Below are 25,910 nucleotides of genomic sequence, written 5' to 3'. Positions count from 1 at the left end.
GGAGGTTATCCACAGGCTGGGGACCTCGCGAGCGCATTGTCGGCCCGGGCGGGCAGTATGGGGCCATGACTGAGAGCAACGGGTCCGACGCGCGGGAGCGGCGGGACCAGCACGAGCAAGAGGTACCGGCAGGACGCCAGGAGCGGATGCCGGACTGGGAGAAGCGCTTTCGGGCGCCGCGGGTCTCCCTGCCCGACTGGGCGGAGGACGCGCCGGACCGCTCCCTGTTCGTCTCGAACGCGACCGGGACGTACGAGCTGTACGCCTGGGACCGGTCGACGGGCGGGCAGCGCCAGGTGACGGACCGGCCGAACGGCACGACGGACGGCGTGCTGTCCCCGGACGGCGCGTGGATCTGGTGGTTCGACGACAAGGACGGCGACGAGTTCGGCGTGTGGCGCCGCCAGCCCTTCGAGGGCGGCGCGGACGAACCGGCCGCCGCGGGCCTGGACGCCTCCTACCCGGCCGGCCTCGCCCTCGGCCGCGACGGGCGTACGGCGGTCGTCGGCCGCTCCACCGACGAGGACGGCACGACCATCCACCTCGTCCGCACCGGCGAGGACCCGGTGGAGATCTACCGGCACCGCGAGTCCGCCGGGGTCGGTGACCTCTCCCACGACGGCTCGCTCATCGCCATCGAGCACACCGAGCACGGCGACGCGATGCACTCGGCGCTGCGCGTCCTGCGCCCCGACGGCACGGCGGTCGCCGACCTCGATGACACCGAGGGCGGCACCCGCGAGCTGGGCCTGGAGGTCCTCGGCTTCGCCCCCGTCGACGGCGACACCCGCCTGCTCATCGGGCACCAGCGCCGCGGCCGCTGGGAGCCCCTGGTGTGGGACGTGGCCACCGGCGAGGAGACGGACCTGGCGCTGGAGCTGCCGGGCGACGTCAGCGCCGAGTGGTACCCGGACGGCAGCGGCCTGCTCATCGTGCACAGCTTCGAGGCCCGCAGCGAGCTGTTCCGCTACGACCTGTCCGGCCGCGCCCTGACGGAGATCCCGACCCCGCCCGGCACGGTCTCCGGTGCGACGGCCCGGCCCGACGGCAGCGTGGAGTACCTGTGGTCGTCGTCGGCCCGGCCGTCGGCGGTCCGCTCCACGACGGGCGGTGTGGTGCTCGACCCGCCCGGGATGAAGTCGCCCGGTTCGGTGCCGGTGGAGGACGTGTGGGTGGAGGGCCCCGGAGGCCGCATCCACGCCCTCCTCCAGAGGCCCGAGGGCACCACCGGCCCGCTGCCGACGGTCTTCGACATTCACGGCGGTCCCACCTGGCACGACAGCGACTCGTTCGCGGCGGGCCCCGCGGCCTGGGTCGACCACGGCTACGCGGTGATCCGTGTCAACTACCGCGGCTCCACGGGCTACGGCCGCGCCTGGACGGACGCCCTGAAGCACCGCGTGGGCCTCATCGAGCTGGAGGACATCGCCGCGGTCCGTCAATGGGCCGTCGACTCCGGCGTCGCCGACCCCGAGCGCCTGATCCTCACCGGCGGCTCCTGGGGCGGCTACCTCACCCTCCTCGGCCTCGGCGTCCAGCCCGACGCATGGACCCTCGGCATCGCGGCGGTCCCCGTCGCCGACTACGTCACGGCGTACCACGACGAGATGGAGGCGCTGAAGGCCATGGACCGCACGCTCCTCGGCGGCACGCCTGAGGAGGTGCCCGAGCGCTTCGAGGCCTCGTCCCCGATCACCTATGTCGACCGGGTCAAGGCGCCGGTCTACATCTCGGCCGGGGTCAACGACCCGCGCTGCCCGATCCGCCAGATCGAGAACTACGTCAAGCGCCTGGAGGCGCGGGGCGCGGTGCACGAGGTGTACCGCTACGACGCCGGGCACGGGTCGCTGGTGGTGGACGAACGGATCAAGCAGGTGCGGCTGGAGCTGGAGTTCGCCGAGCGGTACGTGAAGGGGGTGTCGGCCGCCCAGTAGCCCGGGGGGTGGTGTGGTTCGGCGGCTGCGGGTGGGGCGTGGCTGATCGCGCGGTTCCCCGCGCCCCTCGGGTCGCCCGGCGCCTCGTCACGCCCCCGTCCGCTCCCGCCGTCTGCGTCCCAGCAGCTCCGCGAGGCCCCGCCGGGTCGCCGCCAGCACCACCCGGTCCCCGGCTCCCAGTACATACGAAGGAGGCAGATCCCACACCAGCCCCGATGTCGCCGCGCCGTCCTCCTCGACGCCCTCCCGGTCAGCCCGCCGGCCTGTGGAGGACGCCGTGTTGAGCGCCAGCACCCGCCAGGCCCCGGCCCGGAACGCCTCCGCGACCGTCCGCCCCTCCAGCTGGGGGTGTCCGGCCACGTCCATCTCCGCGAACAGCAGCACCCGCCGCTCCACCGGGATCGCCCCCAGGATCTGCCGGCCCATCATCGCCCCGGCGAAGGCGGGCGCGGCCAGGTGCGACACGCTCCGGCTCCGGGTCAGGGCGCGCGGATGCGCGGCCCGCAGCGTCCGGTACACGGCCGTCGCGAAGTCGTCGTCGTACAGCCGCAGCACGACTCGCAGGTCGGGCCGTACCGACCGCGCGTACAGCGACGCCTCCAGGTTCGTCGTGTCCGCGCTGGTCAGTGCCAGCAGCGCGTGCGCACGGTGGATCTTCGCGGCCTCCAGCACGCCCTCCTGCGTGACGTCCCCGAGCACCACCGGCACCCGCAGGCGCCGTGCCGTGGCCAGACCCCGCGCGTCCGGATCGGACTCCACGCACACCACCGGGATGTTCAGCTCCCGCAGCCGCGTCAGAACCCGCGTCCCGATCTTGCCGAGCCCGAGCAGCACCACGTGCCCGCCGAGCCCCCGCGGCGGCTTGCGCAGCGCGGACGCGCTGCGGAACGTGCCGAGCGCTTCGAGCACCGCCGCCAGCAGCACCGGCAGCAGCAGCAATCCCACCAGGCCGGACAGCAGTTGCAGCACCTGCCGGGAGGTCGACTGGTGGAGGGCGGGATCGTTGATGCCGAACAGGTCGAGCAGCGTGATGTACGTCGCGTACAGCGGATGCTCGTCGGCCACGACCATCAGCCCCACGGCGAGCGCCAGCACACAGCCCACCAGCCCGGCCAGCGACCACCGCAGCCGCCGCGAGAACAGCGAGGCGAACGGCGGCACTCCGCCCCGGCCGGCGGGCAGGGACGGCCCCGTGTACGACACCTGCTCCAGGACGACGGTTCCGCGCCCGGTCGCCGCCGCCACCGCCGCCTCGTCCGGCAGCAGGTGCGGCCCGTGCTCCCCGCTGCCCTCGGAACCGTCCGCGCCCGCGGGGTCGTTGCTCGTCGCCGACAGCAGCGCCAGGGTGCACAGCCCCGGGTCGGCCACCTCGCCCGGCCGCGGCGGCTGCCGCTCCACCGCCCGCAGCACGAGCCCTTCCGTCTGGACGACCTTGCTGGTGCCGACGAGAGCGGTGGCGGCGAGCGCGGGGGCGGCCGTGTCGGCGTCGGACAGCACCGTCGTCGACGCGTCGAGGGCCGCCGTCCGGCCGTCCCCGGAGGCGACGGCGGCGGTCTGGTCCAGCAGCTCCTCGATGTGCTGCCCCAACCGCCGGTTGTAGAGACGGAGTACGAGGCGGATGCGGGGGTTGAGGCGGCGGGCGGTGAGCGCGGCGCGGATGTTGGTCTCGTCGTCGTCGAAGACGAGCGCCAGCGCCGCCGCCCGGTCGGCGCCCACCTCGGCGAGTACCGCCTCGGTGATCTCCGGAGCCTCCACCGGCTGCTCGTTCGCTGCCGGTTCGGCGCTCGGGCCGGTCCGGCCGGAGGCCGCGTTCACGACCCGGTCGAGCAGCGCGGCCGAGGCGGCCCGGGCCCGTCCGACGACGGGCTGGCGCACCCGCCTCCCGGAGGGCGGAACGACGAGCGTGACCTGCTCGGCGTAGACACCGCGGAGTTCGGCGGCCAGCCGGTGCGCCAGCCCGTCGTCACCGCACACGATCATGTGCGTGGCCGGATCACCCGGCTGACCTTGGTTCGGAACGCTCCCCACGAGGAGAAGACTGCCTCACCGTGACGACCGGTTCCAGGAGGGGACGGTGGGGCGTGAACGCCCGGCCGCCGTCGTCCGTACGAAAGGGGAGGGAAGGGGCAATGCCCTCGCGCACCACCCGCACCACCGGAGGTACCGGGCCCGTGGCCATCACGAAGACCGCCCCGCAGGACAGCGGTGAGCGCGCCGACCCCGGGTGGGGCCGGGGCAGGGGAACGGACCCGGGCAGGGACACGGGAACGGACCCGGCCAAGGAAGAAGGCCGGCACCTCAACTCCGCCCTGCTGCTGACCCTGTTGCTGCTCACGGCGGTGATGTTCCAGGACCCGATCCGCGGGTCCCTCGCCGCGCCGGTGATGCAGAGCTGGATGACGGTGTTCGTCGCGGTCATGGTCCAGGCGCTGCCGTTCCTGGTGCTCGGTGTGCTGCTGTCGGCGGCGATCGCGGTGTTCGTGCCGCCGTCGTTCTTCGCCCGGGCCCTGCCCAAGCACCCGGCCCTGGCGGTGCCGGTCGCGGGCGCGGCGGGCGCGGTGCTGCCGGGCTGCGAGTGCGCGTCCGTGCCGGTGGCCGGCGCCCTGGTCCGCCGGGGGGTCACACCGGCTGCGGCCCTGGCCTTCCTCCTCTCGGCGCCCGCCATCAACCCGATCGTGCTGACGGCGACGGCCGTGGCGTTCCCCGGCAACCCGGAGATGGTCCTGGCCCGCTTCGGCGCGAGCCTGCTCGTGGCCTGCGCGATGGGCTGGCTCTGGCACCGCCTCGGGCGCACGGACTGGCTCCGTCCCCCGGCCCGCGCGTCGTACGAGGGGCAGGGCAAGGGGGCGGCCTTCGCGAACTCGGTCCGTCACGACGTGACGCACGCGGGCGGTTACCTGGTGATCGGTGCGATGGCCGCGGCGACCCTCAAGGCGGTGGTCCCGGCGGACTGGCTGGGCCTCGCGGCCGGACACCCCGTGCTGTCGGTCCTCGTCCTCGCGGTCCTGGCCGTCCTGCTCTCCATCTGCTCGGAGGCGGACGCGTTCGTGGCGGCGTCCCTGACCCAGTTCTCCCTGACGGCCCGTCTGACGTTCCTGGTCGTCGGCCCGATGATCGACCTGAAGCTCTTCGCGATGCAGGCGGGCACCTTCGGCCGGGCCTTCGCCCTGCGCTTCGCCCCCGCGACCTTCGCCCTGGCCGTCGTCGTGTCGGCCCTGACCGGAACGGTCCTGCTGTGAACCGCCTGGCCCAGACGGCCCTCCTCTTCCTGCTCGGCGCGACCCTCCTGCACGCCGGCACGACCGACCTCTACCTGCGCTACGTCAAGGAGGGCCTGCGCCCCTTGGTCCTCCTCGCGGGCGCGGTCCTGATCGCCACGGCGGCGGCGACCCTCTGGTACGACCGCCGCGCCACCCCCGCCTCCGCCCACGACGACGCATCGCGCACCTCCGCCCCTGCCCACGACCACGACCACCACCGCGAACCCCGTGTCTCCTGGCTCCTCACACTCCCTGTCCTCGCCCTGATCCTCGTCGCCCCGTCGGCCCTGGGCTCCTACAGCGCGTCACACACCGGTACGGCCCTGACCAAGCCCTTCGGCTTCCCGGCCCTCCCCGCCGGTGACACGCCCCTGCGCCTGGCCGTCGCCGACTACGCAGGCCGCGCGGTCTACGACGACGGCCGCGCCCTGAGGGGCCGCGCACTGAAGATCACCGGCTTCGTCAGCCTGGACCGCGACGGCACCCCCTACCTGGTCCGCATGGGCCTCAACTGCTGCGCCGCCGACGCCCAGCCGGTCAAGATCGCCCTGTCGGGCGACATACCGCCGGTCCTGCGTCCGGACACCTGGCTGGAGGTCACCGGCACCTACACCCCCCGCCGCACCAAGGACCCCGTCAACAACGGCCCCATCCCCTACCTCGAGGTGACGACCGCCCGTCCGGTCCCCACCCCGCACGACCCGTACGACGAGACGTGGAACACCTGAACTGCGGTGTGGGGCAAGCCCTTTGGGGTACCCGGAGGAAACCGCTGATCAGCGAGGTGCAGGCATGACCACACTCCATGGTGCGCGCACGGCGGAACTCGGCCGGCCGCTTCCGCCCGAGGCGGCCCGCGAGGAACTGGCGAAGGCCGACCAGCGAGCCGGTCTGACCCTGGCCACCCTCGGCGCCGCCCTGGCCGCCCTTCTCACGGCGATCACCGCGGGTGTCATCACCCCCGCCCAGTTCGCCACGGTCCCCCAACTGCTCCTGTGGACCGGCTGCGCGGCGTGTGCCCCGTCCCTGGTCCTGCTGAGCCTGGCCAGGACACCCCACCCGGCCCCGACCACCGACACCCCGGCCCAGCTCCTGACCCGCTCCACCCGCGTCAAGCACCGCCGGATACGGCACGCGATGACGTGGGGGGCTGCGTTCCTCGCGCTGACCCTCGCGGGGACGCTGGCGGGGGTGCTCTCCTAGATCGTGCCCGCCGCACCCCGGGACCCGGAGCAGGGAGACCGGGGTCCCGGCCCGCGTTTTGGAGCGTGGCTCGAGCCTCGCTCGCGTGGGCATCCAGGGCCGTCGCCCGTGGCGTGGGCGTCTGCGACGCTCGGCGGAGAGACCGCGAACGTCTCGACACTCGTGACGGGGAGTTCCGCATGCCCAATGCCGTGTCCTGTACCGACTCCGCAGCCGTACGTTCCGCCGTTCCCTCCTTCGAAGCCGCCACCGGGACCCTCCTGCGGCAGCTGGTGCTGGCGGCCGGGCCGCTGACGGTGCTCCAGATCGGCTGCCCGTACGAGTCGTTCACCGCCACGCTCGCGGCCGCGGTGAGCGAGATGGGGCAGGGCCGGGTCATCGCCTGCGAGCCCGACACCGTACGCGCCGAGGCCGCCGCCGCGGCGGTCGCGAAGGCCGGAGCGGAGCGCTGCGCGGACGTACGGGTGGGCCGTCCCGAACGGTCGCTGGCTGCCCTGGCCCGGCCGGTCGACCTGCTGCTGCTCGGCGGGCCGCCGCAGTCCTTCCTGCCGCTGCTGGAGCTGGTGGAACCGAGGATGCTGCCGGGCGCGGTGGTGGTGGCCCTCGGCGTACGGGACGAGCCGGCGCGGTGCGCGGACTTCCTCGCGCATGTCCGTTTTCCCGGCAGCGGTTACGTGTCGCTCTCCCTCCCCTTCGACGGCGGTGTGGAGATGGCCGTCCGCGCCGCCTGACGCACCCACGCCGACCACCCGCGCCCGCCACCCGCGTCCGCACCCGCCACCCGCGTCGGCCATCCGTCGTCGGCCACCCGCGCCCGCCACCCGTGCCCGCGCCCGCCACCCGCGTCGGCCACCCCTAGGAGTGCCGTGTCCCTTCGTCCGTTCGACCCGGAGTTCCTGCCCGAGGGACACCCCGACAAGGAGACCGTCCCGCCCCGCGTCACCGGCGCGCGCGCCGTGTGGCGAGGACTGGTGCGTTATCTGCTGCTGCCCTCGTACCGCGCGCTGGTGGCCCTCGGCTCGGTGCACGTGGCCGCGCTCTGGCACCCGGAGTTCGGGCCGGTGTGCAGTCCGCCGAGGAAGGAGCCGCCGCCCGGCTACAGGACGTCTCGAGCGGGTCTTGAGAGCGGGCCGCAAGCCTGGCCGGGACAACCGCATCCCCCAGTTCCCCCAGTTCCCCCTGAGAATCGAGGAGATCTGCGATGAGCGACGTACGGCTGGTCGGCACCTGGACCACGCAGTTGGACGACGACGGCAAGGCGGTCCCCGGCCTCGTCAGCTTCTCGGCGGACGGCACGGTCGTCTCCACCCAGCTCAACACCAAGAACATCGGCCTGGGCACCTGGCGCGCCACGGGCCCGGACAGCTTCGAGTACGGCTTCCACATCCTGGCCGCCGACCCCGAGGGCAACCACGTGGGGGAGGCGCACGTGCGGGTGTCGGGCGAGTTCGTCTCGGACACCGAGTGGCAGGGCACCGGGGGTGCGGAGTTCTTCGACCCGCAGGGCACCAAGCTGCGCGGGCACGCCGGGTCCAAGGTGACCGCCGGCAAGTTCGGCCTCGACGACTGATGCGGGCGGCTGCGCTGCGGGACCGGCTCGACGGGGACCTGGTTCTGCCGGACGAGGCGGGCTTCGCCCTGGCCCGACAGCTTCAGAACACCGAGTACGACACGGTCGAGCCGTACGCCGTCGCGTACTGCGCCTCCGAGGAGGACGTCGCGTTGTGCGTGCGGCACGCCCGGGAACGGGGGGTGCGGCTGCACGTGCGGGGCGGCGGCCACAGCTTCAACGGCTGGTCGACCGGTGAGGGGCTGGTCGTCGACCTGTCCCGGATGAACCACGTCGTCGCCGAGGGCCCCGTGGTGCGGCTCGGGGCGGGCGTCCAGTCGCTGGACGCGCTGGACGCCCTGCGGACACAGGGCAGGCAGATCGTCACCGGGACGTTCCCCACGGTCTCCGCGGGCGGATTCCTGACCGGGGGCGGGATCGGCTGGCAGACACGGAGGTTCGGGCTGGGCAGCGACCGGCTCGTCGCGGCGCGTGTCGTGCTCGCGGACGGCAGGACCGTCCGCTGTTCGCCCGCCGAGGAGCCCGATCTGTACTGGGCGTCGCGCGGTGGCGGCGGAGGCACCTTCGGGGTGGTCACGGAGTTCGAGGTGCGGGCGATCGACGCGCCCGCCCTGACGGCCTTCGAGACGCTGTGGGCGTACGACGACGCCGTGGAGGTGCTGACGGCCTGGCAGGAGTGGGCGGTCGACGGCCCCGACGAACTCGGCACCTCCCTGGTCGTGCTGCCGGGCATGTTCGGGCCCGGTGGACGTCCGGTGGTCCGGGTCTGGGGCGTGCACCTGGGTGCCGACGAGGCACTGCGCGACGGCCTGGACGAACTGGCCGAGCGGGCCGGGTGCAAGCCGCTGAGCAGGACCGTCGGTGCGCGGGGCGGGTACGCCGAGGTGATGCACGAGGCGCTGTGCGGCTCGAAGACGGTGGCCCAGTGCCGGCGTACGGGGACCGGGCCCGAGGCCGAGGGGCACCGGCATCCGTACACCCGGCAGAGCTACCGGCTCACCGGCCGGGCCGCGACCCGGTCGGAGTCGGCGGCCCTGCTCGACGCGTGGGATCCCGCCCTCGACGCGGCGGGTCAGGAGCGCTACCTGCTGTGCATCGCCCTGGGCGGCGCGGCGAGCCGGGTCCCGGCCGGCGCGACCGCCTACCCGCACCGGGACGCACGGTTCCTGATCGGCTATCAGTTCGCCTGCCGGCAGGCGGCGACGGACCCGGCGGCGCCGGAGCGGCTGACCACGCTGGCGGACCGTGCGGCCACGGCCCTCGCGCCGCTCGCCTGCGGCTCGTACATCAACTTCCCCAGCTCCCGGGCGGATGCGGACTGGGAGACGGAGTACTTCGGCGCGAACCGGTTCCGGCTGCGCGACGTGAAGCGGGCCTACGACCCGGACGACTTCTTCCGGCACGCGCAGAGCGTCGGCCGTGCCCCGACGACCGAGGTGGAGTCATGAGGACGGATCTGCGGAACAAGGTCGTGCTGGTCACCGGCGCCTCCTCGGGCATCGGCCGGGCGACGGCCGTGGCCTACGGGGAGGAGGGGGCCAGGGTCGCGATCACCTACCACAGCAACGAGGACGGGGCCCGCGAGACGGCCCGCCTGGTGACCGAGGCGGGCGGCACACCGCTGGTGGTGCGCTACGACCTCGCGGACGAGCGGTGCATACGGGACGCCGTGGGGCGGGTCGCCGAGGAGTGGGGCGGCATCGACGTGCTGGTGGCCAACGCGGTGGTCTGGAGCGAGGCGATCCCGCGGCCCGGGCAGCCGGTGCCGCGCTTCGAGGACGTACCGGCGAAGCAGTGGCAGGAGGTGCTGCGTACCTCCGTCGACGCCGTGTTCCACACGCTCCAGGCCGTCCTGCCGTGGATGCGCGGCCGGCCGTGGGGCCGGATCGTGCTGCTCGGCGCGGGCCTGGCGGACACCGGCAAGGCAGGGGCGGGGGCGTACGGCGCCGGCAAGTCCGCGCTGTTCGGGCTGATGCGCAGCCTCGCCTGGGAACTGGGGCCGGACGGCATCCTGGTCAACATGGTGGTGCCCGGCCAGACCAGCACGGAGACCGTGCGGGCGCACGTGCCTGCGGGCTTCCTGGAGGAGAAGGGCAAGACCCTGCCGTCGGGCCGGATGTCCGCGCCCGAGGACGTGGCCCGGGCCGTCACCTTCCTCGGCTCGGCCGCCAACGGCAACACCAACGGCGAGACCCTCCGGGTCACCGGAGGGGCCTGAACACGCCGGGCGCCCCGACCGTGCCGGGCCCCGCCGCTCTCCAGGGATCCTCCATATGCCCTCGAGAGCGGCGGGGCTCAATGACCTGTGTCGGAAACCGGCCCAGGAGGCACACGATGCAGAACACCAGACCACCCGAGGACACCGCGGCTCCGGCCTACCCGATGACCCGGGCCTGCCCTTACCAGATGCCCGTCGGCTACGAGGAACTGCGCGAGCGCGGCCCGCTGACGAAGGTCACGCTGTACGACGGCCGTCAGGTGTGGCTGGTGACCGGCAACGAGGTCGGCCGGGCCCTGTTCCCCGACCCCCGGCTGTCCTCCGACGTCCTTCACCCCGGCTTCCCGTTCCTGGCACCGCGGATCGCCGCCCAGACGCAGCAGCGGGCCGCACCCCCGCTGGTCGGCGTGGACGACCCCCAGCACGGCCGTCAGCGGCGCATGGTGATCCCGGGCTTCGGTATCCGGCGGGTCGCCGCGCTGCGCCCGGAGATCGAGCGGATCGCCGAAGGGCTCGTCGACGAGATGCTCCACCGGGGCAGCCCCGCCGAGCTGTTGTCCCAGTACGCCCTCCCGCTGCCCTCGGCGGTGATCTGCGCCCTGCTCGGCGTGCCGTTCGAGGACCGCGGGTACTTCGACGAGCGTTCCCGGCATGTGCTGTCCTCCTCGGGGGAGGGCGAGGCGGAGCAGGCCCGCAAGGCCTTCACCGAGATCCTCGCCTATCTCTACGACCTGATCGCGAAGAAGGAGAAGGAGCCGGGCGACGGCCTGATCGACGAGCTGATCGCCCATCAGCTCGCGGAGGGATCGGTCGACCACCAGGAGCTGGCGATGATCTGCTCGCTGCTGCTCGTCTCCGGCCACGAGACCACCTCCAACATGATCGCGCTGGGGACCGTGACCCTCCTCGAACACCCCGACCAGCTCGCGCTGCTGCGGGCGGACGAGACCCTGCTGCCCGGCGCGGTGGAGGAGCTGATGCGGTTCACCTCCATCGGAGACGTGCTGATGAGGGTGGCAGCCGAGGACATCGAGGTCGCGGGGCACACCATCAGGGCCGGCGACGGAGTGGCCATGTCGACGATGCTGATGAACCGGGACCCGCGGGCCTGGGAGGACCCCGATTCCTTCGATGTCCGGCGCTCCGCCGGACGCCATGTCGCCTTCGGCTACGGAATCCACCAGTGCATCGGCCAGAACCTGGCCCGGGCGGAGATGGAGATCGCGTTCCGCACGCTGTTCCGGCGCATCCCGGGTCTGCGGGTGCCGGTCCGGTCGGACGAACTGCCGCTGAACGCCCCGTACGTGCTTCAGGGCGTCGCCGAACTCCCCGTCGAGTGGTGAGCGGGCCCCGGATGGGCGTCAGCGTGGCGACGGACCGGTGCATCGGCGCCGCCCTGTGCGTGATGACGGCGCCCGAGGTGTTCACCCAGGACGACGACGGGGTGGGGCAGCTGCTGCCCGGCGGGTCGGAACGCGCCGGGGACCCCTCGGTGAAGGAGGCGGCCAGGGCCTGCCCGGTCCAGGCCATCATCCTGCACGGCTAGGGCCTGTCGGGGTGGTTCATGGCGCAGGGCATCGGCAGCACCTGTGAACGCCGGTGAGCGGGGCCAGATGCGCGTGCCAGGCCCCGCGTCTGCGTCATGATCCAAACGACAGGCCCTGGGTTCTGGCCCCCCTCGTGTGCCGAGGTCGAGTTGTCCTCGACGGCGCTTCGAGAACGGCGGATCACAGTGGGGGCATGGAGATTCGTAGCCTCGACGGCGATGAGCCGGCGACCATCGCCGCGTTGCTTCCCGGGTTCCGGGACACCATGAGCCTGGAGCTGCCCGGCGATCCGCCGGTGACGCAGGACCTGCTGGCACGGCTGTTCCAGCGGAGGCACGGCACGGAACGGATCGTGCTGGCCGCCTACGACGGGGACACGCCGGCCGGTGTGCTGAAACTCGGCCTCGATCTGGGGGACCCGAGCGGGCCGGGACACGGTTCGCTGTGGGTGTTCCCCGGCTTCCGGCGGCGCGGCGCCGGGCGGGCCCTGGCGGCCGCGGGGCTGGCGGCGCTGCGGGAGCGCGGACGGGACCTGCTGCTGGCCGACGCCCCCCGGGCGGAGGCCGGTGAACGGTTCGCGGCGGAGCTCGGAGCCGACCTCATCGGCGAGAGCGTGCGCCATCGGCTCCGCCTGGCCGGGCCCGCCCGCGCGGCGCTGGAGGCCGCGGCGGCCCGGCCGGTGCCCGGTTACCGGCTGGTGAGGTGGCAGGGGCCCTGCCCCGACGACCTCGTGGACTCCTACGCGCGGGCCTGGAGCGGGCTGGAGGAGCGGGTCAACGGCCAGGCCAGGATCCGGCGTCCCTCCGCCGACGACGTACGGGCGCGGGAGGCCGAGGCGGAGCGGGCCGGGCACCTGCCCCACGTGGTGGCGGCGCTGCCCGGGCACGGCACGGAGATCGTCGGGTACGCCACCTTGTTCGTGCGGAACAGCCCGATGGCGGACGGCGGCGAGACGCTGGTGCTGCCCGGGCACCGGCGGCGTGGTCTCGCCACCTGGCTGAAGGGCGAGCTGCTGCTCGGGGCCGCCCGGGAGAACAGCCGGCTGGCGCTGGTCCAGGTCTTCAACGACACCGCCGACACGGCCGTGGTCGCGCTCAACCGCAGGCTCGGCTTCGAGGCCGACTCGTACTGGTCGACCTACGCGCTCAAGGCCTGAGCCGCCCCCCTGATCCCCCTTGTCCGAGACCGAGCCGAGAGGAACCCATGACCACCGTGACCCACGCCGGGCAGCGCACGCGCAACGCCGAGCTGATCCGCGAGCTGTACGGGACGCTGTACCGCGAGGGCCGCTTCGAGGAGGCGGGCCGCTTCTTCCACGCCGACCACGTCGAGCACGACCCGGCGGACTGGCGGACCTCGGACCGGGTGTTCCCGGAGCTGCGCGCGGACATCGACCACCTGGTGGCCGGCAACGACCGGGTGATGCTGTTCGCGACCTGGATCGGGCGCTCCCGCTCGGGCGCCGAACTGCGCCTGCACACGGCCGAGTTGTACCGCCTGCGGGACGGCAGGGTGGCCGAGCACTGGAACGTGGTGGACCGTGACGTGCTGGTCGCGCACGGCGTGGACGGCGGACCGGACCGCAGCGGTCAGCCGGCCGCGCCCGGGCTGCACGGCCCGCACAGCGACACCGAGCGGGCCAACGCGGAGCTGGTCCTCGGCGCGTACCGGGACGTCTTCAGCGAGCACCGGCTGGACCTGGCCGAGCAGTACTACCACCAGGACTACCGGCACCACAACATGCGCACGGACGCCGTGCCGGACGGGCTCGACGCGTTCAAGGCGTTCTTCGCCGACAACATCGCCGCCTTCCCCGACCTGGTCACCACCGTGGACCACATCGTCGCCGCCGACGACCGGGTGATGGTGTTCGTGACCTGGACCGGCACGCTCACCGGCGCGTGGAGCGGCGGCGGCCCCTCGGGGCTGCCGCTGGAGATGCGTACCTGCGACCAGTTCCGGATCGAGCGCGGGAAGGTCGCGGAGCACTGGGAGGTCGTCGACTACCTGGCCCTGGGACGGGCCGGACTGCCGACCCCGTGAACACCCGTCCGAGGCCGATCACCCAGAGAGGGACCGTGCGATGACCTCCGCTTCCGACCCTTCCGGCAGCGCACCCGTACTGATCGTCGGCGGCAGCCTGGTCGGGCTGTCCACCGCCCTGTTCCTCGCCCGGCACGGGGTGCGGTGCACCCTGGTGGAGCGCCACCCGGGCACGTCCGTCCACCCCAGGGCCGTCGGGTACTACCCCCGGACCGGCGAACTGCTGCGCCAGGCGGGCGTCGAGGACGCCGCCGTGCGGGAGGCGTCCGGCTTCGCCACGCACCGCACCCGGGCCGGGGTGACCTCGCTCGCCGGTGACGTGCTGTTCAGCAAGGAGGAGCTGGAGGGCGACGACGACCTGGGCGACCTCACCCCGTCCCGGCTGCTCCTGCTGCCGCAGGACCGGCTGGAGCCGCTGCTGCGGGCGAGGGCCGCCGAGCTCGGCGCCGACCTCAGGTTCGGCACCGAGCTGCTGTCCTTCGCGGAGGACCCCCAGGGGGTCACCGCCGTCCTCGGCGACGACACCGGCACCCGCACCTTCCGCAGCTCCTATCTGGTGGCCTGCGACGGGCCGCGCAGCACCGTCCGGGAGGCACTGAAGGTGCCCCGGCAGGGGCGCGGGGTGCTGTCCCGCCATGTGAGCATCGCGTTCGGCGCGGATCTGCGCCCGGTGCTGGGGGACCGCAGGTACAGCGTGGTCCACGTGCAGAACCCGCAGGTCACCGGCATCCTCGTGCATGACGACACGCTCACCGGGGGGACGCTCATCGTCGGGTACCGGCCCGAGGACGGCGAGAGCCTGGATGACTTCACCGACGACCGCTGCGCCGAGCTGGTGGCGGCCGCCGTGGGCGCACCCGGCGTCGAGGTCACGATCCGTTCGCGCTTCCCCTGGGACATGGCGGAGCAGGTGGCCGAAAGGTTCGTGCACGGCAGGGTGCTGCTCGCCGGGGACGCGGCGCACGTGGTGCCGCCGACCGGGGGCTACGGAGCCAACACCGGTATCGCCGACGCCCACAACCTCGCCTGGAAGCTCGCCCTGGTGGTCGCGGGCGTCGCGGGGCCGGGCCTGGTGGAGACGTACGACGCCGAGCGGCGTCCCGTGGCCGTCCATACGGCCGAACAGGGGTCCCTCCAGCTGGCGCTGCGTTCCGGCAAGGCGACCCCGGAGCAGCGGGCGGCCGTCGCGGACGCGGTGACGGTGACGTCGGGGCAGGCGTACCGCTCCACAGCGGTGGTGGCGGAGCCGGGCGGCGCGGACCTGCCGGTCGCCTCCGACCCGCGCGCACTGCGCGGGGAACCCGGGACCCGGGCGCCGTACGTGCTGCTGGCGCGGGACGGCGTACCCGTGTCCACGCTGGACCTCTTCGGGCGGGACTTCGTCCTGCTCACGGGGGAGAACGGCCGCGAGTGGCTCTCGGCCGCCGCCTCCGCCTCCGCCGGGCTGGGCCTGAAACTCACCGCACGCCGGGTGGTGCGGAGCACGGGCGGCGGGGCGGGCACGCTGGCCGACCCGGCCGGCACCTGGTCCGAGCGCTACGGCGGGCTGCGCCCCGAAGGCGCGGTCCTGGTACGGCCGGACGGCGTCGTCGCGTGGCGGTCGCCCGGCGCGGATCCCGGGGGCGCGGAGGCGGCGGTGCTGGAGGCGGTGCTGCGCGGGGTGCTCGACCGGGACTGAGAACCCGCGGACGGGTCCGCGCCACGGCGGGGACGCGCTCGGCGCACGCGGGTGCGTCGCGGCCGGGCCGGGGCGGCGGGTGTCCGTCCCGGCCCGGCCGCGCCGTCTACGCGGAGCCGTCGTGCTGCAACTCGCCCACGGAGTCCACGTACTTGATGAGCAGCCGGGCGAACTCGAGTCGCTCCTCGTCGGGCCAGTCCTGGGTGATGCGCTCGAAGGCCGCCCGCTGGTGGCGGCGGAAGCGGGCGAGCGTCTCGTGCCCCTCGGGGGTGAGCTGCAGGATGGTCCGGCGGCCGTCGCGCTGCGAGGCCGCACGGATCAGATAGCCGGCGGAGATGCAGTCCGAGACCATCCGGCTCGCCACGGAGGGGTCGACGGCGAGCCGCTCACCCACGACACCGACGGTGATCTCCTGACCCTCCTGGTCGGGCCCGTCCTGCACGATGTTCAGCACCAGCGTCCTGGTGAAGTCCTTGCGGGACACCTGCTTCTCCACGTTCAGCGCCTGCGCACGCCGCAGTCGGGAGAAGGCGGGGCCGACGGCGTCGAGCAGATCCGCTGCCCGCGGCGGGGGCTGAGTCGAAGTGTCCATGTCCGCATTCTAATCGAGTTGATTACGACAGACGAGCATCTGTATGCTCACAATCGACTGCATGACATTAAACATATACCTGTGAGCGAACATCTATCGCGCTCCTGTCTGCCGCACATCTCCGTCGCGCATCCGGCGCGCACATCCACCGAGGGGGAACCTCATGTCCCAGTCCGTGCCACCCGAGCCGTCCGAACGCGACTTCGAGATCACCCACGACACCGACGTCGACTTCGACGTGCTGATCGTCGGCGGCGGTCCGGTCGGCATGCTGCTCGCCGCGGAGCTCCGGATCTCCCGCGTGCGGGCGGTCGTGCTCGAGCGGCTGCCCGAGCGCACCCCGCACTCCAAGGCCTTCGGGCTGCACGCCCGCTCCCTGGAGTCCCTCGACCGGCGCGGCCTGCTGAAGAGGTTCCGTGAGGGGGCCCGCTCCTGGAACAACGGCCACTTCGCGGGCCTCGACGAGTGGGTCGACTTCTCCACCCTCGACAGCGCGCACGGCTACGCCCTGCTCTCCGAGCAGACCCGCACCGAACGGCTGCTGGAGGAGCGTGCCGCCGAGTTCGGCGCCGAGATCCGGCGCGGCCACGAGGTCACCGCCCTGCGCCAGGACGCCGACGGCGTCGAGGCCGAGGTCACCGGCCCCGACGGTGGCTACACCCTGCGCGCCCGCTACGCCGTGGGCTGCGACGGCGCCCGCAGCCTGGTCCGGCAGGAGGCCGGCATCGCCTTCCCCGGCACCGGCGGCCGGGTCACCGCCCGCCTCGGCGACGTGATCCTCGCCGACCGCGAGAACGCCCCCATGGGCATGGAGCGCACCGAACGCGGCCTGCTGTTCTGCGTCCCGCTCGACGACACCTACCACCGGGTCTCCACGTTCGACTTCGAGGCCGACCGGGAGCCCGGTGCGGAACTCACCCTCGACGAGCTCACCGCGAGCCTGCGCGAGATCTGGGGCGACGACCTCGGGGCGCACGCGCCGCGCTGGCTCTCCGTCTTCACCGACTCCGCGTGCCAGGCGGAGCGCTACCGCTCCGGCCGGCTGCTGATCGCGGGCGACGCCGCCCACACCCACTTCCCGGTCGGCGGCCAGGGCGTCAACCTCGGTCTGCAGGACGCCTTCAACCTCGGCTGGAAGCTGGCCGCCGCGGTGCACGGCTGGGCTCCCGAGGGCCTGCTCGACAGCTACGACCGGGAGCGCCAGGCGCCGGCCCGCAAGGTGCTGGCCAACACCCGCGCCCAGATCGCGCTGATGAACCCGGACCCTTACGTCACCCCGCTGCGCGAGCTGTTCACCGACCTCATGCGCACCGAGCAGGTGAACCGGTACCTCGCCGAGATGCTCAGCGGCGTCACCGTCCGCTACGCGATCGACGGACCGGAGCACCGGCTGCTCGGCGACTTCGCCCGGGATCTGGAGCTGAAGACCGAGGACGGCGTCCGTTCCCTGCCCACGTATCTGAAGCGCGGCACCGGTGTGCTGCTCGACCTGTCCGGCGACCCGCAGATCGGCCAGGTCATCGGCCAGGTCCACGAGAAGTGGGCCGCGGGCGTCTCCTGGGCCGGCCGGCTCGAGCTCGTGCGGGCCGAGTGCGCCCAGGAGCCGGGGCTGGCCGGTCTGCTGGTCCGCCCCGACGGCTACGTCGCCTGGGCCGCGGACCGGGGCATGCCCGAGTCGGAGCTCCGGGAATCGCTGACCGCGGCCGTCACCACCTGGTTCGGCACGGTCTGACGAAGGGGCCGCGAGGGCCGCGGGGCACGTCCCCGCGGCCGGCACGGCCGCCTTCCCCACCCCCCACACAGCACGTGAGAGGAAGCCGTGAGCAATCCCCCCTGGTCGCAGGAGTTATTGGAGAAGAGCGACCTGATCACCCCCATGGCCATCAGAGTGGCCGCCACCCTCGGGCTCTCGGACCACATGGCCGCCGGCGCGGTCACGATCGAGGCGCTGGCCCGGAAGGTGAACGTGGACGCGACCGCTCTGGGCCGTCTCCTCGGGCACCTGGTCAACGCCGGGATCTACCGCCCGCTCCCCGCAGGGGGCTACGAACCGACGGAACTCGGTGTCCTGCTGCGTGACGACGTACCGCAGTCGGGCCGCGACTGGCTCCGCCTGGACGGCCCGACCGGCCGGGGCGAGGCCGCGGTGTTCCGCCTGCTCGACGCCGTGCGCACCGGCGGACCCGTCTACTCCGCGCTGTACGGGCAGGAGTTCTGGACGGACGTCGAGGCGGACGGCGCGCTCGCCGAGGCCTTCGCCCGGCGGATGGCGGCGAGCATGCGCTGGGTCGTCCCCGAACTGCTGGCCAAGGGCGACTGGCGGTCCGTCCGGCACGTCGTGGACGTCGGCGGCGGCAGCGGCGATCTGCTCGCGGCCGTGGTCGACGCCACCCCGGGCGCGCACGGCACCCTGCTCGACCTGGAGGCGCCCGCGGCGGCGGCCGAGCGGGACTTCGCGGCCGCCGGCCTCCAGGAGCGCTGCCGCGCCGTGGTCGGCAGCTTCTTCGATCCGCTGCCCGCCGACGGCGACGTGTACCTGCTGTCCAACGTCCTGCTCAACTGGCCCGACGACCGGGCCGCCGAGATCCTCAGGCGCTGCGCCGAGGCCGTCCGTCCGGGCGGCCGGGTCATGGTCCTCGAGGGTCTCCTCGACGTGCAGACCGACCAGACGGATCTGGACCTGCGGATGCTCATCTACCTGGGCGGGCGGATGCGCACCAGCGACCAGCTGCGCGAGCTGGCGGCCGACGCCGGCCTCGCCCTGCGCCGCGTGGTCGACCTCGGACCGGTGCGCTCGCTCGTCGAACTGACCCGGGCCTGATCCGGCCCGCGCCCTCCCCCCTCCCCGCTTCCTCCCTTTGAACCCCCGTGGTGCACGGCGGGGCGAGGCCCCGCCGTGCACACACACGAACGAACCAGAAAGAAGGAGTACGTCCATGCGTATCGTCCGACACCACGAGTTCGGCGCCCCCTCGGTGCTGCGGCTCGAAGAGGGCGAGAAGCCCGCGCCCGGCCCCGGCCAGGTGCTGATCCGCGCCGAGGCGATCGGCGTCAACTTCGCCGAGTGCCAGCGCCGTCAGGGCATCCCGGTCGGCGGCCCCGCCACGCTGCCGGGCTCGCCGGGCGGTGACGTCGCCGGTGTCGTCGAGCAGCTCGGCGAGGGCGTCGACCAGGTGAAGGTCGGTGACCGCGTGGTCACCGGCGTCGCCGCCGACGGGTACGCCGAGTACGTCGTCACCCAGGCCGACTGGCTGTTCGCCGTCCCCGAGGGCATCGACCCCGGCCAGGCCACCTCGCTTCCCATCCCGGGCCAGACCGCCTACCACGTGATCGTCACGGCGGCGAGGCTCCAGCCCGGCGAGACCGTGCTGATCACCGCCGCCGCGGGCGGTATCGGGCACCTGCTGGTCCAGATGGCCAAGGCGCTCGGCGCGGGCCAGATCATCGCCGCGGCCCGGGGAGCGGAGAAGCTGTCCTTCGCCGCCTCGCTCGGTGCCGACGTCACCGTCGACTACGGCGAGGACGGCTGGGACGAGAAGGTGCGTGCCGCGACCGGCGGCCGGGGCGTGGACGTGGCCCTGGAGACCGTCGGCGGCGACATCCTCACCAAGTCCGTGAACCTCACCGCCCCGTTCGGACGGACGGTCATCTACGGCGCGGCGGGCGGCGAGCTGCCGGCCATCGACGTCGCCGACATCTTCGACAACCGCATCGTCATGGGCTTCAGCATGTGGGGCGTGATGGGCTCCAAGCCGGACGCCATGGCCGCGGGCGCCCGGGAGCTGCTGGACATGGTGACCTCCGGCACGGTCCGTCCCGTCGTCCACGCCGAACTGCCGCTGAAGGACGCGGCGGCCGCGCACGAGCTGATGGAGTCGCGCTCCCAGCTCGGCCGTGTGGTGCTCGTCCCCTGACACCCCCTCATGTCGTGCATTCAATCACTGATGTGCGGTTGACAAGTGCATGCACGACAGCATGTAATTGACTCACACCATGTAACCCGGATCCCTGGGCGGAGCCGCGCGACGACGTTCCCGCGGCTCGACAACACCTCCTAGTTGGGAGAACACCATGCGAATCGTCCGCCACTACGAGCACGGCGCCCCCACGGTGCTGCGTGTCGAAGAGGCGGAGAAGCCGCAGCCCGGACCGGGCGAAGTGCTGATCCGCTCCGAGGCCGTCGGCGTCACGTTCGCCGAGGTCCAGCGCCGCCAGGGCATCCCGATCGGTGGCCACGCCAACCTGCCCGGCGCCCCCGGCGGCGATGTCGCCGGCGTCGTCGAGGCCCTTGGTGAAGGCGTCACCCACCTGAGCGTCGGGGACCGCATCGTCGTCGACGTCGACCACAGTGCCTACGCCGACCACGTGACCGCCGACGCCGCCTGGGCCATCAAGATCCCGGCCACCATGGACGCGGCCGAGGCCACCCTGCTGCCGAGCCCCGCCCAGACGGCCTACCACGCCATCAAGGAGGCCGGTCAGCTCAGAGGCGGGGAGTCGATCCTGATCGATGCCGCCTCCGGGGGCGTCGGCCACCTCGCCGTGCAGATCGCCAAGGCGATGGGCGCCGGCAAGGTCATCGCCACCGCCAGTACGCAGGCCAAGCTGGACTTCGTCCGCGACCTCGGTGCCGACGTCACCGTCAACTACACCGACGACGACTGGGACGACCAGGTCCGGGCCGCGACCGACGGCCGGGGCGTGGACGTCGTCCTGGAAACAGTCGGCGGGGACATCCTCACCAAGTCCATCGCCCTGACCGCCCAGTTCGGCCGGCTGGTCTTCTACGGCTCGGCCAGCGGCGACATCCAGCCCATCAACCCGCTGATGCTCAGCCGGATGAAGACCGTGGCCGGCTTCGCCCTGTACGCCATGCTCTACAACAAGCCCGAGGCGATCGCCGCAGGGCAGCGCGACCTGCTCGACATGATCGCCGCCGGCAAGGTGCGCCCGGTCGTGCACGAGCGGCTCGGCCTCGACGAGGCCGTCAAGGCGCACGACCTCATGGAGGCCCGGGCCCAGCTCGGCAAGGTCGTCCTCGTCCCCTGACGCGGGGCCGGCGACCCGCCGCCTCCTGATCGACGTGGCCGGTCACGAGGTCCCCCGTTCGGGACCGGCCACTCGCCGTACGGCACGAGCGGCACTCGTGCCGTACGGCGCAAGTCCACAGCAATCCCCTGACGGATCCCACACCGCAGCGACGCCGGCCGACCACGGCCCGCGGGACGGGGATGGCACCCACTCCAGCCCGAAAGGCGAATCACCGTGCCCTCCCGGACCACAGGGGCAGACGGCCCGCTCACGACCGTCGGCTCCTCACCCCAGACCCGCATCAAACCCGTCATCACCGCCTGCCTGCTGGCCGTCTTCCTGGCCATGCTGGACTCGCAGATCGTCGCCACCGCGCTGCCCCGCATCGTCGGGGACCTCGGCGGTCTCGACGTCTTCGCCTGGGTGACGACCGCGTACATCATCGCCGCCAGCGTCACCACGCCCGTCTACGGCAAGCTCGGCGACCTCTTCGGCCGCAAGAAGATCTTCCTGATCTCCGTCACGGTGTTCCTGGCCGGCTCCGCGCTCAGCGGCGCCGCCCAGTCCATGGACCAGCTCATCCTGTTCCGCACCGTGCAGGGCATCGGCGCCGGCGGCCTCTTCGTCTCCGTGCTCGCCATCATCGGCGAGCTGTTCAACCCCCGTGAGGCCGCCAAGTACTTCAACCTCTTCGGCATCGTCTTCGCCCTCGCGGCGCTCGCCGGGCCCGCCGTCGGCGGTGCGCTCACCGACCTGCTGAGCTGGCACTGGGTCTTCCTGATCAACCTGCCGGTCGGCATCGTCGTCCTGGTGCTGGTCTCCACCTGTCTGCACCTGCCCCGCGCCGACCGCGTCGCGAAGATCGACTACACCGGCTTCGTCCTGCTCAGCGCGGCTATCGTCGCCCTCACCCTGGCGGCGAGCTGGGGCGGGGTGAAGTACGAGTGGCTGGACTGGCGGATCCTCGGGCTCGCCGCGGGAGCGGTGCTGCTCGCCGTGGCGTTCGTCGCCGCCGAGCGCCGGGCCCCCGAACCCGTCATCCCGCTGCACCTCTTCCGCGACTCCACCTTCAGCGTCAGCGTGCTGGTGAGCGTGGCGGCGGGCATCGTCTTCCTCGGCTCGGTGAACTTCCTGGCCATCTACATCCAGGTCGTCACCGGCGCGAGCCCGACCATGTCCGGCGTGGTGCTGCTGCCCATGATGTTCGGCCTGGTCGCCTCCTCCGTCGTCAGCGGGGCGGCGATCACCAAGACGGGGCGCTACAAGTGGTACCCCGTGCTCAGCATGGCCGTCGGCATCGTGGGGGCGCTGCTCCTGGCCACCATGGACACCGGCACCCCCCGTACCGTGGTCATCGCCTACATGCTGGTCTTCGGCGTCGCCGCCGGACTGAACATGCAGGTCCTCACCATGGCCGCGCAGAACACCGCGCCCCGCGACGACATCGGCGCGGTCCACGCCACCGTGTCCTTCGCCCGGCAACTGGGCACCACCATCGGCATCTCCCTGTTCGCCTCGATCTTCTACAACCGGCTCACCGAGGAGATCGCCGACCGGACCCCGCCGGGCGCGCTGCGCGGCATCGACCACGACGCGCTGTCCTCCACCGAGACGCTGGACCGGCTCACCGAGCCCGTGCGCAACGCCGTGGAACAGTCGTACGCCGCCGCGCTCACCCCCGTCTTCCTCACCGCCGTACCGGTCCTGCTGCTGGGGCTGCTGGCCGCCCTGACGATGAAGAACCTGCCGCTGCGCGGCGAGCACCAGGGCGAGGGCCACGGCGAGGGCCACCAGGAACACGAGAGGGCCGCCGAGGAGCACTGAACACCTCCCCGTCACCGGTCCACCGGTAAAGAGCCGCCGTCCCGCACGGGACGGCGGCTCGCGTGTGCCCGCCCCCCCGGCTGCCCTTCAGCGCCCTTCGAGCCCGAATCGACGGCTCGCGACCATCGTCGGCACTGCACCGCCGCACGACGCAGGACGCAGGCCGAAGACCCGGCAGAGGCAGACCAGGAGGCTCGTGTGACAACGACCGAAGACCCGCAGACGGCTCCGGCGGTCGACCCCGGACCACTGATCCGGCTGACCATTGCCGACTGCGCCGCCAAGGTGCTGCACAGCGCCGTGACCCTCGGCGTGTTCGGGGCGCTGGCCGAAGGCCCCGCCGACGCCGCGGAAGTGGCCCGCCGCACCGGGACGCACCACCGGATGGTCCCCGACTTCCTGGACGCGCTGGCCGGGCTCGGTCTGCTGGAGCGCACGGACGACGGCTACCGCAACTCCCCGCTGGCGCAGGCCTATCTGGTGCCCGGCTCCTCCTCGTACCTCGGCGGCTTCGTCGAACTCACCAACGAGACCCTGTACGGCACCTGGGGCCGGCTCACCGAGGCGATGCGCTCCGGCGAGCCGCAGCACCTCGACCCGGACAAGGGCGGCTTCGTCGGGGACCGGCACAAGGACCCCGCCAAGATGAAGCGGTTCCTCGCCGGACTCGACGCCTACAGCGACCGGATGGGCGCCGAGATCGCCCGGCGGCTCGACTGGGACCGCCACGCCTCCTTCGTCGACCTCGGCGGCGCCCGCGGAAACCTCGCGGCCGTCCTGGTGCGGGCGCACCCGCACCTGAAGGCGACCTGCTTCGACCTGGAGCGCACCCGGCCGCTGTTCACCGAGCACGTCCAGGACCTCGGCCTGACCGGCCGGATCGCCTTCGCCGGCGGCGACTTCTTCACCGACCCGATCCCGCCGGCCGACGTAGTCGTCCTCGGCCACATCCTGCACGGCTTCGACACCACCCGGCGGCGCGAGCTGCTCGGCCGGGTCTTCGAGGCGGTGCGGCCCGGCGGCACGGTCCTCGTCTACGACAGGATGCTCGACGACGACCGCAGCGACCCGGAGCGGCTGCTCAGCAGCCTGCACATGCGGCTGGTGAGCCCCGACGGCTCCGAGTACCGGATCGCGGACTGCCGGTCCTGGCTGCGCGGGGCCGGATTCACCGACGGCGACGCACAGCCCCTGCTCGGCACCCACACCCTGGTCACCGCCCACAAGGAGGCAGCATGACGCCGCACACCACCCCCGTCCTCATCGTCGGGGGCGGACTGACCGGACTGTCCGCGGCCGTCTTCCTCGCCCACCACGGCGTCACCGCCACCCTCGTCGAACGCCACCCGGACACCTCCACCCACCCCAAGGCCCGGGCCATCAACCCGCGCACGATGGAGCTGTACCGCGCGGTCGGCATGGAGGAGCGGGTCCGGGCCGGGCGTTCCCCCATCTCCGGCAACACCGACCTGGTGCACGTCGAGAGCCTCGCCGGCAAGGAACGCGTCCGGATGCCCAGCGCCTCACCGGACGACATCGGCCGGATCAGCCCCACCCAGTGGACGCTGATCGACCAGAACCAGCTGGAGCCCATCCTGCGGGAGCGGGCCGTCGAGGCCGGGGCGGACGTCCGCTTCTCCACCCGGGTCGACGCGCTCGAGGAGTACGAGGAGGACGGGGGCGGGGTGCTGGCCCACGTCACCGACCGGTCCACCGGGGAGCGTTCGCAGATCCGGGCGCGGTACGTGATCGCGGCGGACGGCAGCCGCAGCCCGCTGCGCGAGATGCTGGGCATCGGCGCCCACGGCCGCGGCACCATCACCAACCTCGTCAGCTTCTTCTTCGAGGCCGACCTGACCGAGGCGCTGCGCGGCCGCCGGATCATCGCGGCGTACGTCAACAACCCCGAGGTGCGCGGCACGATCATCCCCATCGACAACGACCGCCGCTGGGTCATCAACGTCTCCTTCTTCCCCGAACAGGGCCAGCGGGCCGAGGACTTCACCGAGGAGCGGTGCACCGCCCTGGTGCGCGCAGCGGTCGGGGTGCCCGACCTGCCGCTGAAGATCGAGTCGGTGGACATGCCCGCGTGGGACATCTCCGCGCGCGTGGCGGACACGTTCGCGACGCGCCGGGTGTTCGTCGCCGGGGACGCCGCCCATGTGATGCCGCCCACCGGCGCGTTCGGCGCCAGCACCGGCATCCAGGACGCGTACAACCTGGCCTGGAAGCTGGCCCTGGTGCTCGACGGCACGGCCGGCCCCGGGCTGCTGGAGAGCTACGACGCGGAGCGGCGGCCGGTGGCCGAGGAGACCGTGCGGCAGGCCATGCTGCGGTTCGCGGTCCGCGAGGGCAAGCAGTACCAGGAGGTCGCCGCGGAGCTGGTGGACGAGACGACCATGACGTTCGGGTACTGCTACCGCTCCGGCGCGTTCGCCGCGGAGGACGGGGCGCCCGACGCGATCCTGGAGGACCCCGAGCACCCCGGCGCCCGGCCCGGCGCGCGGGCCCCGCACGTCCGGCTCGACGGCCCCGAGGGGCCGGTGTCGGTCACCGACCTGTACGGCGACGGGTTCACCCTGCTCGTGGACGAGGCGGCGGGCCGCTGGACCGGGGCGGTGGAGAAGGAGGCCGAACGGCTCGGGGTCGGGCTGAAGGTCGTGCGGATCGGGCGGGGGACGCGGCTGTGGGACCAGGACGGGTCCTTCCGGCGGCGGTACGGACTGCTGACCGGCGGCGCGGTCCTGGTACGGCCCGACGGGTTCGTGGGCTGGCGCACGACGGCGGGGAGCGGCGGGCCGCTCGACCGTGCGGCGATCGCCGCGCTGCGGGGGATTCTGGACCGGGTCTGAGCGCGCCCGGGGGATGCGTGTGGGGGTGGTCGGGCAGCTGCGGGCCGGTGGGGGCCGGTCGTGCAGTTCCCCGCGCCCCCAGCGAAGCGGCCGCGGTACTCCTTCTCGGAGCACCGCGGCCGTCCTGTGCACGCGCAGCGCGTCTCAAGGGGCGCGGG

Annotated in this window: 22 protein-coding genes; 20 read left to right on the top strand and 2 right to left on the bottom strand. The window is 73.0% G+C overall.

Annotated elements, in window-relative coordinates; translation table 11 throughout:
- The first annotated feature begins 65 nt into the window (after positions 1-65).
- Positions 66-1,934, top strand: coding sequence for a prolyl oligopeptidase family serine peptidase (locus ACFZDI_RS21550; RefSeq protein WP_391252495.1), 1,869 nt, complete (start codon positions 66-68; stop codon positions 1,932-1,934).
- A gap of 87 nt (positions 1,935-2,021) precedes the next feature.
- Here ACFZDI_RS21550 and ACFZDI_RS21545 read toward each other — a convergent pair whose 3' ends face one another.
- A complete protein-coding gene (locus tag ACFZDI_RS21545) occupies positions 2,022-3,914 on the bottom strand; it encodes an NAD-binding protein (RefSeq protein WP_391253219.1) in 1,893 nt (630 codons plus the stop codon).
- 191 nt (positions 3,915-4,105) lie between these two features.
- Between ACFZDI_RS21545 and ACFZDI_RS21540 the strand changes: the two genes are divergently transcribed.
- From ACFZDI_RS21540 to ACFZDI_RS21485, 12 genes are all read left to right on the top strand, one after another.
- A complete protein-coding gene (locus tag ACFZDI_RS21540; protein WP_234848566.1) occupies positions 4,106-5,173 on the top strand; it encodes a permease in 1,068 nt (355 codons plus the stop codon).
- Positions 5,170-5,922, top strand: a complete 753-nt coding sequence (locus tag ACFZDI_RS21535) for a TIGR03943 family putative permease subunit (protein ID WP_391252492.1) — start codon at positions 5,170-5,172, stop codon at positions 5,920-5,922. The genes ACFZDI_RS21540 and ACFZDI_RS21535 overlap by 4 nt, the downstream gene beginning before the upstream one ends.
- Before the next feature lie 64 nt (positions 5,923-5,986).
- The gene (locus ACFZDI_RS21530; protein ID WP_234848564.1) at positions 5,987-6,397 is read left to right on the top strand and encodes a hypothetical protein; all 411 of its coding nucleotides are present in this window, start codon (positions 5,987-5,989) and stop codon (positions 6,395-6,397) included.
- 179 nt (positions 6,398-6,576) lie between these two features.
- Positions 6,577-7,128: a class I SAM-dependent methyltransferase gene (locus ACFZDI_RS21525; RefSeq protein ID WP_391252490.1), complete on the top strand. Its 552-nt coding sequence runs from the start codon at positions 6,577-6,579 to the stop codon at positions 7,126-7,128.
- A gap of 470 nt (positions 7,129-7,598) precedes the next feature.
- Positions 7,599-7,967 carry a hypothetical protein gene (locus ACFZDI_RS21520; RefSeq protein WP_234848562.1) on the top strand — a complete coding sequence of 123 codons (369 nt, stop codon included), beginning with the start codon at positions 7,599-7,601 and terminating at the stop codon, positions 7,965-7,967.
- The gene (locus ACFZDI_RS21515) at positions 7,967-9,415 is read left to right on the top strand and encodes an FAD-binding oxidoreductase (RefSeq protein WP_234848561.1); all 1,449 of its coding nucleotides are present in this window, start codon (positions 7,967-7,969) and stop codon (positions 9,413-9,415) included. The genes ACFZDI_RS21520 and ACFZDI_RS21515 overlap by 1 nt, the downstream gene beginning before the upstream one ends.
- Positions 9,412-10,185, top strand: a complete 774-nt coding sequence (locus ACFZDI_RS21510; RefSeq protein WP_234848560.1) for an SDR family NAD(P)-dependent oxidoreductase — start codon at positions 9,412-9,414, stop codon at positions 10,183-10,185. The genes ACFZDI_RS21515 and ACFZDI_RS21510 overlap by 4 nt, the downstream gene beginning before the upstream one ends.
- A gap of 116 nt (positions 10,186-10,301) precedes the next feature.
- Positions 10,302-11,528: a cytochrome P450 gene (locus tag ACFZDI_RS21505; RefSeq protein WP_391252487.1), complete on the top strand. Its 1,227-nt coding sequence runs from the start codon at positions 10,302-10,304 to the stop codon at positions 11,526-11,528.
- An 11-nt stretch (positions 11,529-11,539) separates the two neighbouring features.
- Positions 11,540-11,731 (top strand): ferredoxin, encoded by a 192-nt coding sequence (locus tag ACFZDI_RS21500; RefSeq protein ID WP_391253217.1) that lies wholly within the window; start codon positions 11,540-11,542, stop codon positions 11,729-11,731.
- A 194-nt stretch (positions 11,732-11,925) separates the two neighbouring features.
- Positions 11,926-12,888 (top strand): GNAT family N-acetyltransferase, encoded by a 963-nt coding sequence (locus tag ACFZDI_RS21495; RefSeq protein WP_391252485.1) that lies wholly within the window; start codon positions 11,926-11,928, stop codon positions 12,886-12,888.
- Between the two features lie 47 nt (positions 12,889-12,935).
- Positions 12,936-13,775 carry an ester cyclase gene (locus tag ACFZDI_RS21490; RefSeq protein ID WP_391252483.1) on the top strand — a complete coding sequence of 280 codons (840 nt, stop codon included), beginning with the start codon at positions 12,936-12,938 and terminating at the stop codon, positions 13,773-13,775.
- Positions 13,776-13,815: 40 nt separating this feature from the next.
- A complete protein-coding gene (locus ACFZDI_RS21485; protein ID WP_391252481.1) occupies positions 13,816-15,453 on the top strand; it encodes an FAD-dependent oxidoreductase in 1,638 nt (545 codons plus the stop codon).
- A gap of 106 nt (positions 15,454-15,559) precedes the next feature.
- On the opposite strand, the gene ACFZDI_RS21480 is transcribed toward ACFZDI_RS21485, so the two are convergent.
- On the bottom strand, positions 15,560-16,045 hold the full coding sequence (locus ACFZDI_RS21480; protein ID WP_234848555.1) for a MarR family winged helix-turn-helix transcriptional regulator: 486 nt from the start codon (positions 16,043-16,045) through the stop codon (positions 15,560-15,562).
- 163 nt (positions 16,046-16,208) lie between these two features.
- Here ACFZDI_RS21480 and ACFZDI_RS21475 point away from each other — a divergent pair, with 163 nt between their 5' ends.
- The 7 genes from ACFZDI_RS21475 to ACFZDI_RS21445 all read left to right on the top strand — a co-directional run bounded on the left by ACFZDI_RS21475 (position 16,209) and on the right by ACFZDI_RS21445 (position 25,752).
- Positions 16,209-17,777 carry an FAD-dependent monooxygenase gene (locus tag ACFZDI_RS21475; protein ID WP_391252478.1) on the top strand — a complete coding sequence of 523 codons (1,569 nt, stop codon included), beginning with the start codon at positions 16,209-16,211 and terminating at the stop codon, positions 17,775-17,777.
- An 87-nt stretch (positions 17,778-17,864) separates the two neighbouring features.
- On the top strand, positions 17,865-18,866 hold the full coding sequence (locus ACFZDI_RS21470) for a methyltransferase (RefSeq protein ID WP_391252476.1): 1,002 nt from the start codon (positions 17,865-17,867) through the stop codon (positions 18,864-18,866).
- A 115-nt stretch (positions 18,867-18,981) separates the two neighbouring features.
- The gene (locus tag ACFZDI_RS21465; protein WP_234848552.1) at positions 18,982-19,959 is read left to right on the top strand and encodes a zinc-binding dehydrogenase; all 978 of its coding nucleotides are present in this window, start codon (positions 18,982-18,984) and stop codon (positions 19,957-19,959) included.
- A 157-nt stretch (positions 19,960-20,116) separates the two neighbouring features.
- Positions 20,117-21,094 (top strand): zinc-binding dehydrogenase, encoded by a 978-nt coding sequence (locus ACFZDI_RS21460; RefSeq protein WP_391252474.1) that lies wholly within the window; start codon positions 20,117-20,119, stop codon positions 21,092-21,094.
- Positions 21,095-21,229: 135 nt separating this feature from the next.
- Positions 21,230-22,900 carry a DHA2 family efflux MFS transporter permease subunit gene (locus ACFZDI_RS21455; RefSeq protein WP_391253215.1) on the top strand — a complete coding sequence of 557 codons (1,671 nt, stop codon included), beginning with the start codon at positions 21,230-21,232 and terminating at the stop codon, positions 22,898-22,900.
- 198 nt (positions 22,901-23,098) lie between these two features.
- Positions 23,099-24,139: a methyltransferase gene (locus ACFZDI_RS21450; RefSeq protein ID WP_391252472.1), complete on the top strand. Its 1,041-nt coding sequence runs from the start codon at positions 23,099-23,101 to the stop codon at positions 24,137-24,139.
- Positions 24,136-25,752 carry an FAD-dependent oxidoreductase gene (locus ACFZDI_RS21445; RefSeq protein WP_391252470.1) on the top strand — a complete coding sequence of 539 codons (1,617 nt, stop codon included), beginning with the start codon at positions 24,136-24,138 and terminating at the stop codon, positions 25,750-25,752. The genes ACFZDI_RS21450 and ACFZDI_RS21445 overlap by 4 nt, the downstream gene beginning before the upstream one ends.
- Positions 25,753-25,910 lie beyond the last annotated feature (158 nt).

Source organism: Streptomyces sp. NPDC007907 (assembly GCF_042959365.1).
GTDB classification, from domain to species: Bacteria; Actinomycetota; Actinomycetes; order Streptomycetales; family Streptomycetaceae; genus Streptomyces; species Streptomyces indiaensis.
Note: the sequence above shows the minus strand (reverse complement) of the source record. Positions and strands in the feature narration are given on the sequence as shown.

Excerpts from the sequence above, each read along its gene's own strand:
- ACFZDI_RS21465 (WP_234848552.1), top strand. The coding sequence starts at position 18,982 with ATGCGTATCGTCCGACACCACGAGTTCGGCGCCCCCTCGGTGCTGCGG.
- ACFZDI_RS21485 (WP_391252481.1), top strand. The coding sequence starts at position 13,816 with ATGACCTCCGCTTCCGACCCTTCCGGCAGCGCACCCGTACTGATCGTC.
- ACFZDI_RS21510 (WP_234848560.1), top strand. The coding sequence starts at position 9,412 with ATGAGGACGGATCTGCGGAACAAGGTCGTGCTGGTCACCGGCGCCTCC.
- ACFZDI_RS21545 (WP_391253219.1), bottom strand. The coding sequence starts at position 3,914 with ATGATCGTGTGCGGTGACGACGGGCTGGCGCACCGGCTGGCCGCCGAA.
- ACFZDI_RS21500 (WP_391253217.1), top strand. The coding sequence starts at position 11,540 with ATGGGCGTCAGCGTGGCGACGGACCGGTGCATCGGCGCCGCCCTGTGC.
- ACFZDI_RS21505 (WP_391252487.1), top strand. The coding sequence starts at position 10,302 with ATGCAGAACACCAGACCACCCGAGGACACCGCGGCTCCGGCCTACCCG.
- ACFZDI_RS21495 (WP_391252485.1), top strand. The coding sequence starts at position 11,926 with ATGGAGATTCGTAGCCTCGACGGCGATGAGCCGGCGACCATCGCCGCG.
- ACFZDI_RS21525 (WP_391252490.1), top strand. The coding sequence starts at position 6,577 with ATGCCCAATGCCGTGTCCTGTACCGACTCCGCAGCCGTACGTTCCGCC.
- ACFZDI_RS21460 (WP_391252474.1), top strand. The coding sequence starts at position 20,117 with ATGCGAATCGTCCGCCACTACGAGCACGGCGCCCCCACGGTGCTGCGT.
- ACFZDI_RS21475 (WP_391252478.1), top strand. The coding sequence starts at position 16,209 with ATGTCCCAGTCCGTGCCACCCGAGCCGTCCGAACGCGACTTCGAGATC.
- ACFZDI_RS21520 (WP_234848562.1), top strand. The coding sequence starts at position 7,599 with ATGAGCGACGTACGGCTGGTCGGCACCTGGACCACGCAGTTGGACGAC.
- ACFZDI_RS21445 (WP_391252470.1), top strand. The coding sequence starts at position 24,136 with ATGACGCCGCACACCACCCCCGTCCTCATCGTCGGGGGCGGACTGACC.
- ACFZDI_RS21515 (WP_234848561.1), top strand. The coding sequence starts at position 7,967 with ATGCGGGCGGCTGCGCTGCGGGACCGGCTCGACGGGGACCTGGTTCTG.
- ACFZDI_RS21480 (WP_234848555.1), bottom strand. The coding sequence starts at position 16,045 with ATGGACACTTCGACTCAGCCCCCGCCGCGGGCAGCGGATCTGCTCGAC.
- ACFZDI_RS21550 (WP_391252495.1), top strand. The coding sequence starts at position 66 with ATGACTGAGAGCAACGGGTCCGACGCGCGGGAGCGGCGGGACCAGCAC.
- ACFZDI_RS21530 (WP_234848564.1), top strand. The coding sequence starts at position 5,987 with ATGACCACACTCCATGGTGCGCGCACGGCGGAACTCGGCCGGCCGCTT.
- ACFZDI_RS21490 (WP_391252483.1), top strand. The coding sequence starts at position 12,936 with ATGACCACCGTGACCCACGCCGGGCAGCGCACGCGCAACGCCGAGCTG.